Origin of the sequence: Bradyrhizobium sp. S3.2.6 (assembly GCF_040546885.1) — a bacterium.
Taxonomy (GTDB): Bacteria; Pseudomonadota; Alphaproteobacteria; order Rhizobiales; family Xanthobacteraceae; genus Bradyrhizobium; species Bradyrhizobium cytisi.
The window spans coordinates 163,753-180,007 of the sequence record NZ_JBEPOS010000011.1 but is presented as its reverse complement, the minus strand read 5'-3'; the positions used below and the strand labels follow the sequence as shown (position 1 = coordinate 180,007).

At 65.5% G+C, this 16,255-nt stretch carries 13 protein-coding genes; 12 read left to right on the top strand and 1 reads right to left on the bottom strand.

Features of this window, described 5'->3' with window-relative positions:
* Window positions 1-111 precede the first annotated feature (111 nt).
* Window positions 112-894, bottom strand: coding sequence for an N-acetylmuramoyl-L-alanine amidase (locus ABID58_RS20810; RefSeq protein WP_148754082.1), 783 nt, complete (start codon window positions 892-894; stop codon window positions 112-114).
* A gap of 534 nt (window positions 895-1,428) precedes the next feature.
* Here ABID58_RS20810 and rsmH point away from each other — a divergent pair.
* The 12 genes from rsmH (at window position 1,429) to ABID58_RS20750 (ending at window position 16,250) form a co-directional block, all read left to right on the top strand.
* Entirely contained in the window at window positions 1,429-2,418 is a 990-nt protein-coding gene (gene rsmH, locus ABID58_RS20805; protein WP_187435184.1) for a 16S rRNA (cytosine(1402)-N(4))-methyltransferase RsmH, read from the top strand.
* A 3-nt stretch (window positions 2,419-2,421) separates the two neighbouring features.
* Complete coding sequence (ftsL, locus tag ABID58_RS20800; RefSeq protein WP_354034287.1) at window positions 2,422-2,814, top strand: cell division protein FtsL; 393 nt, start codon at window positions 2,422-2,424, stop codon at window positions 2,812-2,814.
* The gene (locus ABID58_RS20795) at window positions 2,811-4,562 is read left to right on the top strand and encodes a peptidoglycan D,D-transpeptidase FtsI family protein (RefSeq protein WP_354034286.1); all 1,752 of its coding nucleotides are present in this window, start codon (window positions 2,811-2,813) and stop codon (window positions 4,560-4,562) included. Before ftsL ends, ABID58_RS20795 begins: the two co-directional genes overlap by 4 nt.
* Before the next feature lie 84 nt (window positions 4,563-4,646).
* On the top strand, window positions 4,647-6,104 hold the full coding sequence (locus tag ABID58_RS20790) for a UDP-N-acetylmuramoyl-L-alanyl-D-glutamate--2,6-diaminopimelate ligase (RefSeq protein WP_354034319.1): 1,458 nt from the start codon (window positions 4,647-4,649) through the stop codon (window positions 6,102-6,104).
* Window positions 6,101-7,480 carry a UDP-N-acetylmuramoyl-tripeptide--D-alanyl-D-alanine ligase gene (locus ABID58_RS20785; protein ID WP_354034284.1) on the top strand — a complete coding sequence of 460 codons (1,380 nt, stop codon included), beginning with the start codon at window positions 6,101-6,103 and terminating at the stop codon, window positions 7,478-7,480. The genes ABID58_RS20790 and ABID58_RS20785 overlap by 4 nt, the downstream gene beginning before the upstream one ends.
* Before the next feature lie 177 nt (window positions 7,481-7,657).
* On the top strand, window positions 7,658-8,761 hold the full coding sequence (mraY, locus tag ABID58_RS20780) for a phospho-N-acetylmuramoyl-pentapeptide-transferase (RefSeq protein ID WP_148754087.1): 1,104 nt from the start codon (window positions 7,658-7,660) through the stop codon (window positions 8,759-8,761).
* A gap of 10 nt (window positions 8,762-8,771) precedes the next feature.
* Window positions 8,772-10,169, top strand: coding sequence for a UDP-N-acetylmuramoyl-L-alanine--D-glutamate ligase (gene murD, locus ABID58_RS20775; protein WP_354034282.1), 1,398 nt, complete (start codon window positions 8,772-8,774; stop codon window positions 10,167-10,169).
* A 235-nt stretch (window positions 10,170-10,404) separates the two neighbouring features.
* Complete coding sequence (gene ftsW, locus ABID58_RS20770; protein ID WP_148754090.1) at window positions 10,405-11,556, top strand: putative lipid II flippase FtsW; 1,152 nt, start codon at window positions 10,405-10,407, stop codon at window positions 11,554-11,556.
* Window positions 11,557-11,666: 110 nt separating this feature from the next.
* The gene (murG, locus tag ABID58_RS20765; protein WP_354034280.1) at window positions 11,667-12,767 is read left to right on the top strand and encodes an undecaprenyldiphospho-muramoylpentapeptide beta-N-acetylglucosaminyltransferase; all 1,101 of its coding nucleotides are present in this window, start codon (window positions 11,667-11,669) and stop codon (window positions 12,765-12,767) included.
* A gap of 138 nt (window positions 12,768-12,905) precedes the next feature.
* The gene (murC, locus tag ABID58_RS20760; protein ID WP_148754092.1) at window positions 12,906-14,309 is read left to right on the top strand and encodes a UDP-N-acetylmuramate--L-alanine ligase; all 1,404 of its coding nucleotides are present in this window, start codon (window positions 12,906-12,908) and stop codon (window positions 14,307-14,309) included.
* Between the two features lie 4 nt (window positions 14,310-14,313).
* Window positions 14,314-15,234: a UDP-N-acetylmuramate dehydrogenase gene (gene murB, locus ABID58_RS20755; protein ID WP_354034278.1), complete on the top strand. Its 921-nt coding sequence runs from the start codon at window positions 14,314-14,316 to the stop codon at window positions 15,232-15,234.
* Window positions 15,235-15,263: 29 nt separating this feature from the next.
* Complete coding sequence (locus tag ABID58_RS20750; RefSeq protein ID WP_354034276.1) at window positions 15,264-16,250, top strand: D-alanine--D-alanine ligase family protein; 987 nt, start codon at window positions 15,264-15,266, stop codon at window positions 16,248-16,250.
* Window positions 16,251-16,255 lie beyond the last annotated feature (5 nt).

Sequence of the window (16,255 nt, the reverse complement as noted above, 5' to 3'; positions counted from 1 at the left end):
GCCGGGCTTGTCCCGGCCATCCACGTTCTTCGCGCGCGGAGACAAAGACGTGGATGCCCGGGACAAGCCCGGGCATGACGGAGCAAGGGGTCACGTTCTCGAAGACGTCTGCTATTTCGACGCGACTGTCGCCCCATCCGCCGGCAGGCTCGCCAGCAGCGCCTGCAACGTCGACAGGGTCGAATGATCGGCAACGCCATCCAGCCGCGCCGGGCGGAAGTGCCGCTGGAATGCTGTGATGACTTCCATCGTCGATGCGTCGTATTTGCCGGTCAGCGGCACGCCATAGCCGTAGCGCGCCAGCGCCTGCTGCAGGCTCAGCACCTCGTCGCTGATGGTGCCGAGCATCAGGCTTTCGCCGCGCACGACCGGCGCCGGCGTCACCCAGTGACCAACACCGGAATTGGCCAGCGAATGCCAGGGAAATTTTTCGCCGGGATCCTTCTTGCGCGCGGGCGCGACGTCGGAATGGCCGAGCACCCGTTGCGGCGCGACCTTGCGGCGGAGCATGATTCCGCGGCACAGCGCGATCACGGCGGCGATCTGGCGCAGCGGATATTCCGGATAGCCCCAATCATGGCCGCGATTGATGATCTCGATCCCGATCGAGCACGAATTGATGTCGTCCTCGCCCGCCCAGGACGAGACGCCGGCGTGCCAGGCGCGCCGCGCTTCGGGTACGCATTGCACAATGCGACCGTCTTCGAGCACGACGTAATGGGCCGACACCTCGGTGCCGGCCGTGCACAGCCGCGCCAGCGCGCCCTCGACGTCGGGCATGCCGGTGTAGTGCAGCACGATCATGTCGGGCTGCCGCCCCTTGGTGCGCTCGCCATGATTGGGCGAAGGGATGATGTCGGAAACGATCGACGAATCCGGCTCGAACGTCCGCATGTTCGCCGCGGCCTTGGGAACCGGAAGAACGCGCTGACGCTTCGAATCAGTTCCAGACGGCGTTGACGGACCGGACGACATAGACAGCTCAAGTCGGATAGGAGAGTGGGCCAGCCCTTCTCTTTACTATTTCTTTACTGTCCGGTCCGCGCAATCGCGCGGTGCGGTTAACGGCTGCATTTCGGGTGGGTGTGTGGATAGGGCATCACCGCCCAGCCACCTTTTCGACTTGTAACCAGCCGATCAACGCTTTCTTAACGCTAAGGGCCGTTACTGAGGGGTGAAGAGCCGACCCGCGTCCGGAGGCGGCCAAAAGCGTTTTTGGCTCGAAATCCCATGGCTGCCCGACACAATCCGCTGGGAACACCGGGTCTGCCGCCTGGGACGACCGGGCTCGGCGCGCATGCTGGCAAGCATGCTGGAGAGGGTTTGGGTCGTGGAACCGCCGCGACGCGGAGTTATTCGAGGCGTGATGGGCTGCTTCGCCCCCGATTTCATTTGGCCGTTCGCCTGCGCACCCGGCAGGCGCGACGCATGAGCGCCGCGCCGCACATTCCCGTGCTTGGCCGCGAGGCGATCGAGCATCTCGCGCCGCGCGAGGGCGGCATCTATGTCGATGCCACCTTCGGGGCCGGTGGCTACAGCCGCGCCATCCTGGATATTGCGGGAACTCGTGTCATCGCGATCGACCGCGACCAAACGGCGATCGCCGGCGGCGCGGAGCTGGTTGAGCGCGCCGCGGGCCGGCTGACGCTGGTCGAGGACCGCTTCTCGAATCTCGCCGAGGTGTGCGCGGCGCAGGATGTCGACGCGGTCGACGGTGTCGTGATGGATGTCGGGGTGTCCTCGATGCAGCTCGACCAGGCCGGTCGCGGCTTCTCGTTCCGCCTCGACGGTCCGCTCGACATGCGGATGGGGCAGGTCGGACCAACGGCGGCCGACGTCGTCGCGCGCGCCTCGGAAAGCGATCTCGCCGACATCATCTATCTCTTCGGCGAGGAGCGGCATTCGCGCCGTGTCGCCCGCGCCATCGTGGCTGATCGGCAGGAGACGCCGTTCACCACGACGCGCGCGCTCGCCGATCTCGTCGGCCGGGTGGTGCGCTCGAAGCCCGGTGACATTCACCCGGCAACGCGGACATTCCAGGCGCTGCGCATCTTCGTTAACGAGGAGCTCGAGGAGCTCCAGACCGCGCTCGCGGCGGCCGAGCGCGTGCTCAAGCCCGGCGGCCGTCTGGTCGTGGTCTCGTTCCATTCGCTGGAAGACCGCATCGTCAAGAATTTCCTTAGCCTGCGCTCCAAGACCGGCGGCGGCTCGCGCCATCTGCCGGAAGTGGCGCAAGGCGCACCGAGCTTCCGGCTTTTGACGCGGCGGCCCGTGGTCGCCGGCGAGGCGGAAGTTGCGCATAATCCGCGTGCCCGTTCCGCAAAGCTGCGCGCCGCCGAGCGCACCGCGGCGCCGGCGCATGACGATGCCGAGCCATCGTCCTGGCCCAAACTCTCCGACGTGATGAGGGGCGGCTAGCACATGCGCTTCATCCACCTTCTCGTCATCGGCGCGCTGATCTTCGCGGCCGCCTATGTCTACCGGATCAAGATGGATTCCACCGCCCGCACCGAGAAGGTGCTGCGGCTGCACGCGGAGATCCGCGAGCAGCGCGACGCGATCGCGCAACTGCGCTCCGAATGGGCCAGGCTCGATGCTCCGCTGCGCCTGCAGGGCCTCTCCGAGCGGCATCTGCCGCTCAAGCCCGTCAACGGCACGCAATATGATGCACTGAAGAACCTGCCGGACCGTCCAGCGCGGATGTTCAGGCCGGGCGAGCCTGATCCGATCGGAGCCATGCTCAATACCATCGAAGCTGCGAGCGATCCCGATACGGTGACGGGCTCCGTGCCTCACTCCGAGGACAAGCAATGAGCGCTGTTCCGGCCAAATCCACCGAGCGGCCAGCTGAGCCGTGGCGGCAGCGTCTGATCCGCAGCCTGCTCTACGGGCGCAATGTCGATCGCGCCGCGAAGGCGCGCGCGCGCGTCGGCCTCGCAATGCTCGCCTTTGCCCTGGTCTATGCCCTGATCGGCAGCCGGCTCGTGATGTTCGCGATCGGTGCCGACGCTCACAGTGCGCGTCGTGCCGCCTCGCAGGAAGTGGTTGCGACCGCGCGGCCCGACATCGTCGACCGCAACGGCGCGATCCTGGCGACCGACGTCAAGGCGGCCAGCCTGTTCGGCGAGCCGCGCCGCATCATCGACAAGGACGAGGCGATCGAGCTTCTGACCGCGACGGTGCCCGACCTAGATGAGGCCGAAGTGCGCGAGCGCCTGTCGTCGCGGAAAGGCTTCGTCTGGCTCAAGCGCGAGATCACGCCGAAGCAGCAGCAGGACATCCACAAGCTCGGCCTTCCCGGCATCGGCTTCCTGCGCGAGAACAAGCGCGTCTATCCGACCGGCAACGAGGTCGCCCACGTCATTGGTCTGGTCAACATCGACAACCAGGGCATCGCGGGCATGGAGAAGTGGCTCGACAATCAAGGGCTCGCCGATCTCCACCGCGCGGGCTTTGCCACCGACCGGCTGCAAAAGCCGATCGAGCTGTCGGTCGATTTGCGCGTCGAGCACGCGCTGCGCGACGAGCTTCAGAAGGCGAAGGAGAAATTCCACGCCAAGGCGGCTTCCGGCATCATCTCCAACGTCAAGACCGGCGAGATCGTGGCCATGGTCTCGCTGCCGGACTTCGATCCCAACAATCCGAAGGAAGCGCACGACCCAGACCGCATCAACCGCCTGACCACCGGCGTCTACGAAATGGGCTCGACCTTCAAGGCCTTCACGCTGGCGATGGCGCTCGACTCCGGCAAGATCAACCTGAACTCGTCGTGGGACGCACGTGGAAACCTGCACTACGGCAAGTTCACCATCCATGACAGTCACAACCTGGGACGTTTCATCAATACGAAGGAAGTGTTCACCTACTCGTCCAATATCGGCGCCGCGCGGATCGCGCTCAACCAGGGTGTCGAGGCGCACAAGGCGTTCCTGGCCAAGATGGGACAATTGACGCGGCTGCGCACCGAGTTGCCGGAGAGTGCGGCTCCGCTGGTGCCGCGCCACTGGGGTGAGCTGAACACTGTCACCATCGCGTTCGGTCAGGGCCTGTCGGTAGCGCCGCTCCAAGCGGTGATGGGCATCAACGCCCTGATGAACGGCGGCTATTTGATTCCGCCGACATTCATGAAACGCAGCGAAGACGAAGCGCGGGCGATGGCCAAGCGCGTGATCAAGCAGGAGACCAGCGACAAGATGCGGTATCTGATGCGGCTCAATGCCGAAATCGGTACCGCCAGGTCCGCCGACGTGAAGGGCTATTACGTCGGCGGCAAGACCGGCACTTCCGAGAAGGTCATCAATGGCCGCTACGCCAAGAAGCGGGTGCTCAACTCCTTCACCGCGATCATGCCCTCCGACGATCCGAAATATCAGATTCTCGTCATGCTGGACGAGCCGCAGGCGTTGCCTGAAACGCATGGTTTCATCACCTCGGGCTTTAACGCGGTGCCCACGGGCGGCAAGGTGATCGAGCGGATCGCGCCGCTCCTGGGGGTCGAACCTCGGTTCGATTTGCCGCCGTCCGACCGCCTTATTCTTGCGGCATCCAGGGCAACCCAGTAATCAACGGGGTGGGCCACTGCCGCTGCTGAGTCGGGATTTTCCCGAAGATTCGGCTTTCCGGCACGGCATGTCGACTGGATGACCATGAAGCTGCGCGATCTTCTTGGCAATGATGCCGCAATCGAGCCCGCTGTCGCGGCGCGCGAGGTGATGGGGCTCGCGCTCGACAGTCGTGTAGTGAAACCCGGCGATCTCTTCTTCGCGCTCGCAGGCAGCAAGACCGACGGCGCGCGCTTCGTCGACGCTGCCATAGCCGCAGGCGCGGCGGCGATCGTCGGCGACCATGCGCCGGCCCCCTGCAAGGTGCCGTTCATCGCAACCGCTAATCCGCGCCGCGCGCTGGCGCTGGCCGCGGCAAAATTCTTCCCCACGCAGCCTGCGACCATCGCGGCGGTGACCGGAACCAGCGGCAAGACTTCGGTTGCCGCGTTCACGCGCCAGATCTGGGAGCGGCTGGGCCATGCCTCGGCCAGCATCGGCACCATCGGCCTCGTCTCGCCGAAACGCACGGTTTACGGTTCGCTGACGACGCCCGATCCGATCGCGCTGCATCGGCAGCTCGATGAGATCGCGCGCGAGGGCGTGACGCATCTCGCCTTCGAAGCATCGTCACACGGGCTCGATCAATATCGCCTCGACGGCGTGCGGGTCTCCGCCGCAGGCTTCACCAATCTCTCGCGCGACCACATGGATTATCATCCGACCGTGGCGCATTATCTCGCAGCAAAACTCCGGCTGTTTCGCGAGCTGGTGCCGCCCGGTGGCGCCGCGGTGATCTCGGCCGATCATAATTGCTCGGCGGAAGCGATCGACGCCGCGAGGACGCGCGGTCTGCGCGTGATGGCGGTGGGCCGCAACGGCGACGGGGCAGGTGAGGGCATTCGCCTCGTCAATGCCGAGGTCTCAGGCTTCTCGCAAGAGCTTTCGCTCGTACATCGCGACAGGGCCTATGCCGTCCGGCTGCCGCTGGTCGGCGAATTCCAGATCGAGAACGCGCTGGTCTCGGCCGGTCTGGCCATCGGCACCGGCAGCGATGTGGCCAGTGTCTTTGCGAGCCTCGAACATCTCGAAGGCGCCAAGGGCCGGCTCGAACGCGTCGGCGAACGCAACGGCGCGCCGATCTTCGTCGACTACGCGCACAAGCCCGATGCGCTGGCGAAGGCGTTGCAGGCGCTGCGTCCCTACGCCAGGCGCAGGCTGATCGTCGTGTTCGGCGCCGGCGGCGATCGCGACGCCGGCAAGCGTCCGATCATGGGCGAGATCGCGGCCGAGAATGCCGATCGCGTCATCATCACCGACGACAATCCGCGCAGCGAGAAACCGGAAGCCATTCGCGCCGCGATCCTCGCGACTGCAAAGGGCGCGCGCGAAATCGGCGACCGCGCGGCCGCGATCCGCGCTGCGATCGAGGAACTGGAAGATGGCGATGCACTGCTGGTCGCCGGCAAGGGCCACGAGACCGGGCAGATCGTCGGCGGCGAGGTCCTGCCGTTCAGCGATCACGAGGCGGTTGCCGCCGCACTAGCATCGAGGGTGGCATGAGCGCGCCATTATGGACGGTCGCCGAGGTGGCGCGTGCGCTTGGGGCGACCGGCTCATTCCCGGACATGCCGATCGACTTCGTCACCCAGGACAGCCGCCTGGTGAAGCCGGGCAGCTTGTTCGTGGCGTTGGGCGGCACGCCGAGCGGCGGCTTCATCTCGGCCTTCGCCAGCGCGCGCGACGGCTGGGAGTTCGCGGACAAGGCGGAAGCGTCGGGCGCGGTCGCGATGATCGTACCGCATGAAATCGCGGGTGTTGGTATTCCGCAGATCGTCGTGAAGGACACGCTGATCGACGGCCTCTGGGGCCTCGCGCGCGCCGCACGCGCGCGCTTCAACCGGCCGGTGATCGGGCTCACCGGCAGCGCCGGCAAGACCAGCACCAAGGAGTATCTCGCGGCCTATCCCAATGCCTATGCGAGCCCTTCGAGCTTCAACAATTTCTGGGGCGTGCCGCTGACGCTGTGCAACGCCCGGCCCGATGCCAGCCTCTGGGTCGTCGAGATGGGCATGAATCAGAAGGGTGAGATCGCGCGACTCAGCGAATTGACGCGGCCGACCGTAGCGCTCGTCGTCAACGTCCAGCCGGTGCATCTGGAAAAGCTCGGCTCGCTCGACGCGATCCGCCGCGAGAAGGTGTCGATCGCGCTCGGCCTGCCGGAGAATGGTGTGCTGGTGCTGCCGGCCGGGATCAAGGCGCCCGACTGGAAGGGCAAGCTGGTGCGCTTCGGCGAGAAGGCCGAGGTGCACGAGGTCGCACACGCCCCGCATGGCGAGAGCTGGCAGGTCGTGGCCGCGATCGGCAAGAAGGAGATCGCCTTCAGCCTCACGCCGGGTGCACCGCACCGCGTGCAGAATGCGCTCGCCGCGCTCGCCTCGGTTCATGCCGCGCATCTCGATGTGGCGACGCTCGCGATCAAGCTCGATCGCGTCGGCATCATGACCGGCCGCGGCGTCGAGCAGGCAGTCGGCGGTGTCACCGTGATCGACGACAGCTTTAACGGCAATCCGGCGAGCATTGCCGCCGCGCTGCAAAGCCTGCAGGCGCGCAACGTCACCGGCGGCCGCCGCATTGCGGTGCTCGGCGACATGCTGGAACTGGGCGACGACGCACCAAGCTACCACACCGCGCTGGCCACGCATCTCGACGGCATCGACGGCATCTATTGCGTCGGGCCGCTGATGCGGCACCTCTATGACGCGCTTCCAGCCGGCAAAGGGCTCGGCTGGCACGACGATCCTGCCACGCTGAAGCCGGGCGAGGTCGCGGGCCTGCTGAAGGCAGGCGATGTCGTGGTTGTCAAGGGCAGCAAGAAGATGTTCTGGGTCAACAAGTTTGTGCCGGGCCTAGTGGCCGCCTTGCAGGCAAAGGCGTAAACTGCTTGGAAGGCGCTGTTCCCGAATCCCACCGTTTTGCGGCGCCGAGCCTGCAGGTTTCTTGCCGGCAGGTTTCTTAAAGGTCGCCCGACCGATAATGAAGACCGGCGAATGCGCGTGAGGCGAAATCTGCGTCTGAAAAAGCCTGCGTGCGAAAGGCGCCATAGGACCGTCTGAATGTTTTACTGGCTGATCGAGCTCTCCAACACATTTCCGGGCTTCGGTGCAGTGCGCACCGTTCTGAACGTCTTCCGCTACATCACCTTCCGCACCGGCGGCGCCGTGGTCACCGGCGCGCTGTTCGTGTTCCTGTTCGGGCCCTGGATCATCGATCATCTGCGCATCCGCCAGGGCAAGGGCCAGCCGATCCGCACCGACGGTCCGCAATCGCATCTGGCCAAGAAGGGCACGCCCACCATGGGCGGGCTGATGATCCTGTCCGGCCTCACGGTCGGCACGGTGCTGTGGGCCAACCCACTCAATCCCTATGTCTGGATCGTGCTGGCGGTGACGCTCGGCTTCGGCTTTGTCGGCTTCTATGACGACTACCTCAAGGTCACCAAGCAGACCACGAGCGGATTCGGCGGCAAGTTGCGCCTGCTGATCGAGGCGGTGATCGCGCTGGTCGCCTGCTATGCGCTGGTGCGGCTGAACCGCGATCCCGCCTCGACCGCGCTGACTATACCCTTCCTGAAAGACACGGTGCTGCATTTCGGCTGGTTCTTCGTCGTGTTCGGCGCCTTCGTCATCGTCGGTGCCGGCAATGCGGTGAACCTCACCGACGGTCTCGACGGCCTCGCCATCGTGCCCGTGATGATCGCGACCGCGAGCTTTGCGATGATCGCCTATCTCGCCGGCAACGCGGTGTTCGCCGACTATCTCCAGATCAAATATGTCGCGGGCACCGGCGAGCTCGCGGTGCTCTGCGGCGCGCTATTGGGCGCCGGCCTCGGCTTCCTCTGGTTCAACGCGCCGCCGGCCTCCATCTTCATGGGCGACACCGGCTCGCTCGCGCTCGGCGGCATGCTTGGGGCGATCGCGGTCGCGGTGAAGCACGAAATCGTGCTCGCGGTGATCGGCGGCCTGTTCGTGCTGGAGGCGGTCTCCGTCATCGTGCAGGTGGTGTCGTTCAAGCTCACGGGCAAGCGCATCTTCCGGATGGCGCCGATCCACCACCATTTCGAGCAGCTCGGCTGGACCGAGCCGCAGATCGTGATCCGCTTCTGGATCATCTCGGTGATGCTGGCGCTCGCCGGCCTCTCCACGCTGAAGCTGCGCTGACGGTACCACGATGATCCCGGTCACATCCTTCGCCGGCAAGACGGTCGCGGTGTTCGGCCTTGGCGGCTCGGGGCTTGCCTCCTGCCACGCGCTGAAGGCCGGTGGCGCCGAGGTGATCGCCGCCGACGATAGCGCCGAGAACGTCGCCAAGGCGGCGCAGGCCGGGTTCATCACCGCAGATTTGCGCAACGTTTCCTGGGGCAATTTCGCAGCGCTCGTGCTCACGCCGGGCGTGCCGCTGACCCACCCGGTACCGCACTGGAGCGTGCTGAAGGCGCGCGAGGCGGGCGTCGAGGTGATCGGCGACATCGAGCTGTTCTGCCGCGAGCGCCGCCGCCACGCGCCGAACGCGCCGTTCGTTGCCATCACCGGCACCAACGGCAAGTCGACCACGACGGCGCTGATCGCGCATCTGACCAAGGTCGCCGGCTACGACACCCAGATGGGCGGCAATATCGGCACCGCGATCCTGTCGCTGGAGCCGCCGCGCATGGGTCGCGTCCACGTCATCGAGATGTCGTCCTACCAGATCGACCTCACGCCCTCGCTCGATGGCTCCGTCGGCATTCTGCTCAATGTCAGCGAGGACCATATCGATCGTCATGGCACCATCGCGCACTACGCCGCAGTGAAGGAGCGTCTCGTCGCCGGCGTGCAGGCAGGTGGCACGTCGATTATCGGCGTCGATGACGGCTATTGCCGCGACATCGCCGACCGGCTCGACCGCGCCGGCAAGAACGTGGTGCGCATCTCCGTCAGGAATCCGCTGGCGAGCGGCATTCATGTCGAGCATGGCACCATCGTGCGCACCTCGGGCGGCGCGCGTAGCGAAATCGCAACGCTCGGCGGCATCGGTTCGCTGCGCGGCCTGCACAATGCGCAGAACGCGGCCTGCGCCGCCGCTGCCGCGCTTGCGATGGGCATCAGCCTGGACGTGTTGCAGGACGGCCTGCGCAGCTTTCCGGGCCTGGCGCACCGCATGGAGCAGGTCGGCCGCCGCGGCAATGTGCTGTTCGTCAACGACTCCAAGGGCACCAACGCCGACGCCACCGCGCATGCGCTGTCGTCCTTTGCCGACATCTTCTGGATCGCGGGCGGCAAGCCGAAGGCGGGCGGCATCACCGGCCTCGCCGGCTTCTTCCCGCGCATCCGCAAGGCCTATCTGATCGGCGAGGCCGCGAAGGAGTTTTCCGGCACGCTCGGCTCGGTCGCGCACGAGATCAGCCAGACGCTCGACGTTGCCGTCGAGCACGCCGCGCGCGATGCGGAAGCGTCGGGCCTGACCGATGCGGTCGTGCTGCTGTCGCCGGCCTGCGCCTCCTTCGACCAGTACCGCAATTTTGAGATCCGCGGCACCAGGTTCCGCGAGCTGGTGCAGGCGCTGCCGGGTGTGAAGCCGGTGGTGTAGGGCGCGCTTGCTGCACAATCTCTGCTGTCGTCACCCGGAAGGCGGGTGACCCAGTATCCCAGAGGCGGTGCTTGGGCCGCGACGCCACGGCGTACTGGATACCCCGCCTTCGCGGGGTATGACGGGCATTTGTGGTGGCCGACGTATGCTATCTCGAAAGATAGCTATTGCCTTAACCCCCCGGTAACCAACCTCGGCGACCAATGGGCCGACCTCTGTCCGAAAGCGGCCGCCCATGCTCTCCCGTGAAGAACGCACCCCCTTTACCGAGTGGTGGTGGACCGTCGACAAGCCGCTGCTCGGCGCGATCCTGGTGCTGATGCTGACCGGCGTCATCCTGTCGCTGGCGGCGAGCCCGCCGGTCGCGACCCGCATCGGGCTCGATCCCTTCCACTTCTTCAGCCGCCACGTGATGTTCCTGGCGCCGTCCTTCATGGTGCTGGTCGGCGTCTCCTTCCTGTCGCCGCGCTCGATCCGGCGAAGCGCGCTGATCATCTTCACGATCAGCATTATCCTGATCGTGGTGACGCTCGCGATCGGCCCCGAAGTGAAGGGCTCGCGGCGCTGGATCACGCTGCTCGGCGTCAACATCCAGGCGTCCGAAATCGCAAAGCCGTCGTTCGTCGTCATCGCCGCCTGGCTGTTCGCGGAATCGACCAAGCGGCCGGAGATGCCCGCGACCTCGATGGCGCTGGTGCTGCTGCTGATGCTGGTGTCGCTGCTGGTGATGGAGCCCGACTTCGGCCAGACCATGCTGATCCTGATGGTGTGGGGCTCGCTGTTCTTCATCGCGGGCATGCGCATGATCTGGGTGTTCGGCCTTGCCGGCGCGGCCGCGGCCGGCCTGTTCAGCGCATACCTTTTTGTTCCCCACGTTGCCGGACGCATCAAGCGCTTCATGAACCCGGCCTCCGGCGACACTTTCCAGGTCGATACTGCGATGGAGGCCTTCTACAACGGTGGCTGGTTTGGCCTCGGACCGGGCGAGGGCATTGCCAAGCGCAGCCTGCCGGACAGCCATACGGACTTCGTGTTCGCGGTTGCCGCCGAAGAGTTCGGCATCATCCTGTGCCTGGCGATGCTGACGCTGTTCGCCTTCGTCGTCATTCGTACGCTGTCGCGTGCCTATGCCAACGAGGACATGTTCTCGCGCTTTGCGGCTTCCGGCCTTGCAATCCTGTTCGGCGTGCAGGCGGCGATCAACATGTCGGTCAACCTCCAGCTCATCCCTGCGAAGGGCATGACGCTGCCCTTCATCTCCTATGGCGGCTCCTCGATCATATCGCTGTCCTATGGCGTCGGCATGATGCTGGCGCTGACGCGGCTGCGCCCACGCACCGAGGTCGAGGCCAGCGGCCATGCCGAGGCGATGCGCAGCTACGCGTAGTTTTTCGTCTTTGCGAGCGCAGCGAAGCAATCCAGAATCCCTCCACGGGCACAGTCTGGATTGCTTCGCTTCGCTCGCAATGACGGCGGAGGCCTTGTAAAAGGGCATTCATGCACAATTCCCCCTTGATTCTTCTCGCCGCGGGCGGCACCGGCGGCCATCTGTTTCCGGCCGAAGCGCTCGGCGTCGAACTGATCCGGCGCGGCTTTCGCGTGCGCCTGGTTACGGATGAGCGCGCGCTGCGCTATAGTGGGCTGTTCAGCAAGGACATGATCGACGTCGTCGCGAGCGAGACGGCGCGCAGTCGCAATCCGGTCCAGCTGGCTTATGCCGGCATCACGCTCGCCACCGGCACGCTGTCCGCTTACCGCCTGATCAAGCGATTGAAGCCCGCTGCCGTCATCGGCTTCGGTGGCTATCCGACATTGCCGCCATTGATCGCGGCAAAATTCGCCGGCGCGCCCGGCATCATCCACGAGGCCAATGCGGTGCTCGGCCGCGCCAACCGTTTCTTGTCGAGCCGCGTCCGCGCCATCGCGACGTCGTTGCCGGGCGTGCTCGATCGCGATCCAGCGCTGGCAGCCAAGACTACGACGGTTGGCACGCCGATGCGGCCGACGGTTCTCGCCGCTGCGGCCGAGCCATATGTCGCGCCCGAAGTGAATGGCTCGCTGCGCCTGCTCGTCGTCGGCGGCAGCCAGGGCGCCCGGATCATGGCTGACATCGTGCCGGGCGCGATCGAGCGGCTCGAGCCCGCGTTGTGGGGCCGGCTCGTCCTCACCCAGCAGGTCCGCGACGAGGACATGGCGCGCGTGCGCGCGGTCTACGACAAGCTCAAGATCAATGCCGAGCTCGCGCCGTTCTTCACGGATCTGCCGGCGCGGCTCGCCTCGAACGACCTGGTGGTGTCGCGCTCCGGCGCCGGCACGGTCGCCGAGCTCGCCGCGATCGGCCGACCCTCGATCCTGGTGCCGCTGCCGGGCGCGATCGACCAGGATCAGTTCGCCAATGCCGGCGTGCTGGCCAATGTCGACGGCGCCATTCGCATCCCGCAGACCGAGTTCACCTCGGATCGTCTCGCCGCAGAGATATCCGGTTTCGCGGCCGAGCCGGCGCGCCTTGCCGCCATGGCGGCCGCGGCGAAGGGGGCGGGCCGGCTCGACGCCACCGAGCGGCTGGCCGATCTGGTGGTCAAAGTCGCGGGAATCTGAGCCTAAACGGACCGATTTTCGTATTTTTGCCGTCATGGCCGGGCTTGTCCCGGCCATCCACGTCTTGCATGAAGTAGCTTGGGATTCGTGGATGCCCGGGACAAGCCCGGGCATGACGACGGAACCATGGGATAGAGCATGAGACTGCCGCGCGAGATCGGACCCATCCACTTCGTCGGGATCGGCGGGATCGGCATGAGCGGCATCGCCGAGGTGCTGGTCAATCTCGGCTATTCCGTGCAGGGCTCGGACGCCTCCGACAATTACAATCTCGACCGTTTGCGCAAGAAGGGCGCGAAAGTTTCGGTCGGCCATAAGGCCGAGAATGTCGACGGGGCCGAGGTCGTCGTGGTCTCCACCGCGATCAAGCGCGACAATCCGGAACTGATGGCGGCGCGTGAGCGGCGCATTCCCGTGGTGCGCCGCGCCGAGATGCTGGCCGAGCTGATGCGGCTGAAGAGCTGCGTCGCGATTGCCGGCACGCACGGCAAGACCACCACGACCACGATGGTCGCAACGCTGCTCGATGCCGGCGGGCTCGATCCGACCGTGATCAACGGCGGCATCATCAACGCCTATGGCTCCAACGCGCGTCTCGGCGCCGGCGACTGGATGGTGGTAGAGGCCGACGAGAGCGACGGCACGTTCCTGAAGCTGCCGACCGATGTTGCCATTGTCACCAATGTCGATCCTGAGCATCTCGATCACTTCAAGACCTTCGAGGCCGTGCAGGATGCCTTCCGGCATTTCGTCGAGAACCTGCCGTTCTACGGCTTTGCCGTGATGTGCATCGATCATCCCGTCGTGCAGACCCTCGTCGGCAAGATCGAGGACCGACGCATCATCACTTACGGCGCGAATCCGCAGGCCGATGTGCAGTTTGTCGATCTCACGCCGATGGGGGGCGGATCGAAGTTCAAGGTCGCGTTCCGCGATCGCAAAACTGGGGCTGTGCACGAGATCGCCGATCTCATGCTGCCGATGCCGGGCCGTCACAATGCCTCCAACGCGACGGCCGCGATCGCGGTCGCGCGCGAGCTCGGCGTTTCAGATGACGCGATCCGCAAGGCGATTGCCGGATTCGGCGGCGTCAAGCGCCGCTTCACCAAGACCGGCGAGTGGAGCGGCATCACCGTGATCGACGATTATGGGCATCACCCGGTCGAGATCGCGGCGGTGCTGAAGGCGGCGCGGGAATCCACCAACGGCAAGATCATCGCCGTGGTGCAGCCGCATCGCTACACCCGCCTGCAATCGCTGTTCGAGGAATTCTGCACCTGCTTCAACGATGCCGATGCTGTTGTCGTCGCCGACGTCTACGCCGCGGGCGAGACGCCGATCGACGGCATCGACCGCGATCATTTCGTAGCTAGCCTGCGTGCGCATGGCCACCGCGAGGTGATCCCGCTGCCGGCAGCCTCCGAGCTTGCGGACATCGTCAAAGGCGTGGCGAAGTCGGGTGATCTCGTCGTCTGTCTCGGTGCCGGCAACATCACGCAATGGGCGTACGCACTGCCCGGCGAATTGAAGGCGCTGGGGTAGGGTGGTGGCATTCCCCGACATCACGCCCGATCTCAAAGCCGCGGTGCCGGATCTTCGCGGGCGGTTGCTGGCCAACCAGTCGCTGGCCGAGCTGACCTGGTTTCGCGTCGGCGGACCGGCGCAGGTGCTGTTCACGCCGGCGGACGAGGATGATCTCGCTTATTTCCTCGCGCATCTCGCCAAGGATATGCCGGTCTATGTCGTCGGTGTCGGCTCCAACCTCATCGTGCGCGATGGCGGCATTGCCGGCGTGGTGATCCGGCTGGCGCCGCGCACTTTTGGTGAGGCCGCTGCGAACGGTGACGTCGTCACCGCAGGTGCGGCTGCGCTCGACAAGCGCGTCGCGGAGGTCGCGGCTTCTGCCAATATCGGCGGGCTCGAATTCTATTCCGGCATTCCCGGCACGATCGGCGGCGCGTTGCGCATGAACGCGGGCGCCAATGGCGGCGAGACCAAGGACGTGCTGATCGAGGCGCGCGGCGTCGGGCGCGACGGCACGAAGCAAGTATTCTCCAACGCCGACATGAAATTCGTCTACCGCAATAGCGGCCTCGACCCCTCCATCATCTTCACCTCCGCACGCTTTCGCGGCGAGATCAGGGACACCGATGCGATCCGCGCGCGCATGGCGGAGGTGCAGAACCACCGCGAGACCGCGCAGCCGATCCGCGAAAAGACCGGCGGGTCGACCTTCAAGAATCCGCCCGGCCATTCCGCCTGGAAGCTGGTCGATGCCGCAGGCTGCCGCGGCCTGCGCGTCGGCGGCGCGCAGGTCTCCGAGATGCACTGCAATTTCCTGATCAACACGGGCGATGCCACCGCGCACGACATCGAGACGCTGGGCGAGACGGTGCGCGAACGCGTGAAGACGAATTCCGGAATTGAGCTGCACTGGGAAATCAAGCGGATCGGGGTTTCCGCTTGAACGACGAGGCAAACAGGCGACGAGAGAACATGCGCACCACGATCCTCTTTGGCGGCTCCAATCGAGAGCGTCTGGTTTCCGTCGCTTCAGCCCAGGCGCTGCATCAGGCGCTGCCCGAGGCCGATCTTTGGTGGTGGGACGTCGAGGACAAGGTGCACGTCGTGCAGACCAAGCAGCTGCTCGAACATTCCCGGCCCTTCGAGGACGAGTTCAAGCCTGGCACGCGCGGCATTCCGCTGGCGCAGGCGCTCGACAGGGCCAGGACTGAAGACCGCGTCCTCGTGCTCAGCCTCCATGGCGGCAGCGCCGAGAACGGCGAATTGCAGGTGATGTGCGAGGCGCGTGGCGTGCCGTTCACAGGCTCCGGCTCGGCCTCCTCGCATCTCGCCTTCGACAAGATCGCGGCCAAGCGCTTTGCCGCGCTCGGTGGCGTGACGCCGCCCGAGAATATCGCACTCGAGAATATCGATGATGCCTTCGCCGAGTACGGAAGGCTGATTGCAAAGCCGGCGCGCGATGGCTCCAGCTATGGCCTCATCTTCGTCAACGCCAAGCAGGATCTCGTCGCCGTCCGCAATGCCGCGAAACACGAGGAATATGTGATCGAGCCGTACATCGCCGGCGTCGAGGCGACCTGCGGCGTGCTGGAGCGCACCGATGGCTCGATCATCTCGCTGCCGCCGATCGAGATCATTCCGGGCGAGGGCAGTTTCGACTACGCCGCAAAATATCTTTTGAAGTCGACCCAGGAAATCTGCCCGGGCCGCTTCACCCCCGAGGTCACCGCCGCGCTCAAGACCCAGGCGATGCTGGCGCATCGTGCGATGTCCTGCGCCGGCTATTCCCGCTCGGACTTCATCGTCTCGGAGAAGGAGCTGGTCTATCTCGAAACCAACACGCTGCCCGGGCTGACCAAGTCCTCGCTCTACCCCAAGGCGCTGAAAGCCGAGGGCATCGCGTTTGTCGACTTCCTCCGCGACCTGATCGAGCTGGCGGTGCGGCGGGTGCGGAAATAGTTAGG